General features: G+C 45.6%; 2 protein-coding genes. Both read right to left on the reverse strand.

The genetic code is table 11. The annotated features are described in order from the left end of the window. Window positions 1-668 (reverse strand): heavy metal translocating P-type ATPase metal-binding domain-containing protein (locus A3763_RS20360; protein ID WP_197483015.1); only part of this gene is annotated, 668 nt, incomplete at its 3' end. Window positions 669-679: 11 nt separating this feature from the next. Beyond that, window positions 680-1,170: FixH family protein (locus A3763_RS20365; RefSeq protein WP_231872272.1), on the reverse strand; the 491-nt coding region annotated here is incomplete at its 5' end.

Raw genomic sequence — 1,170 nt, forward strand, 5'->3', positions numbered from 1 at the left:
ACGGGTATGCACATTAACATGCTGACCCATCGAAAGAAGGAGATAAACTCGGCATCGATACCGCTATAGATGCCTAGATACAAGGGGACTGAAAACATCATGTTTTGCATCGCCGCTATACCAGCGACAGCGATACGAAACATTGCGCTGCGTTTCTCTTTCTCGGCAAGTTGTCTCGCTTTGTCTTCCTGATAGGGGAAGGCTTTGTAGCCTAGCTTGCGTATTTTAATCAGGATTTTGCTTAGCTTGATCTGTTCATTGTTCCAGCTAAGTAGCGCTTTGTGAGTCGTATGATTGATTGATAGATTTATCAGGCCGGGAAGTGAGCTGATTTCGCGCTCTAAGAGCCAAATACAAGCGGCACAGGTAATTCCTGAGATACTAAGTGCAGCATCAGACTGTTTGCCATCTACCGTAACAAAGTCAGTTTGTAGCGCCGGGTCATCATAAAGAAGTAGTTCATCGCGTTGTGCGTCGGTGAAGTCGTCGGGCTTTAATGAGGCTTCAGTGCGGTGTTGATAGAAGTTATCGAGACCACCAGAGACAATGGTTTCTGCGATCGCTAAACAACCATAACAACAAAACGATTGTTGTTCTCCGCCAATCTCAAGCTTTGCGCTAAAGCCTTTTGGAATCTCTTCATTGCAGTGGTAGCAAGTCTTGCACATGTGTTGCCAACCTAGTCCTGCGACTTGCTAGCAGTCTCGTTATTTTCGGTGCCACCTATATTAAGCGTTACTTTTCCTGTCGGGAAGGTGACTTCTTCTCTAATCCGCCAGCTTTCGTCAAAGGCATAGAGGTCGACATATCGACGGCCATCAACTGGTGATGTTAAATCTCCAACAAACTGGCCTGATGGTGTCGGCAGAAGCTTGATAACTTGATCTTGGTCTCCCACGGTTGGGTGTAGAATCTTCAAGGTTAAAAAGGCTTGTTGTTGGAGAGTAGGGTGATACTTGTCACCGACTAGCTCAATAATGATGGCTTGATCAACAATTTCTAAGGTTGGTTTCAAGCCGAGGTCATCCGCCATATTATCTTGTTCAATCGTCTGGTTTATACCCATGCCATCCTTGTAATAGTTGTCGCTAACCAGAGTGTCACGACCAACAACAGCAACAGTTACCATAATGCTGCTGAGTATAACCGAAGCAATAGGTACGCTCAGGA

The organism is Oleiphilus sp. HI0128 (assembly GCF_001635365.1).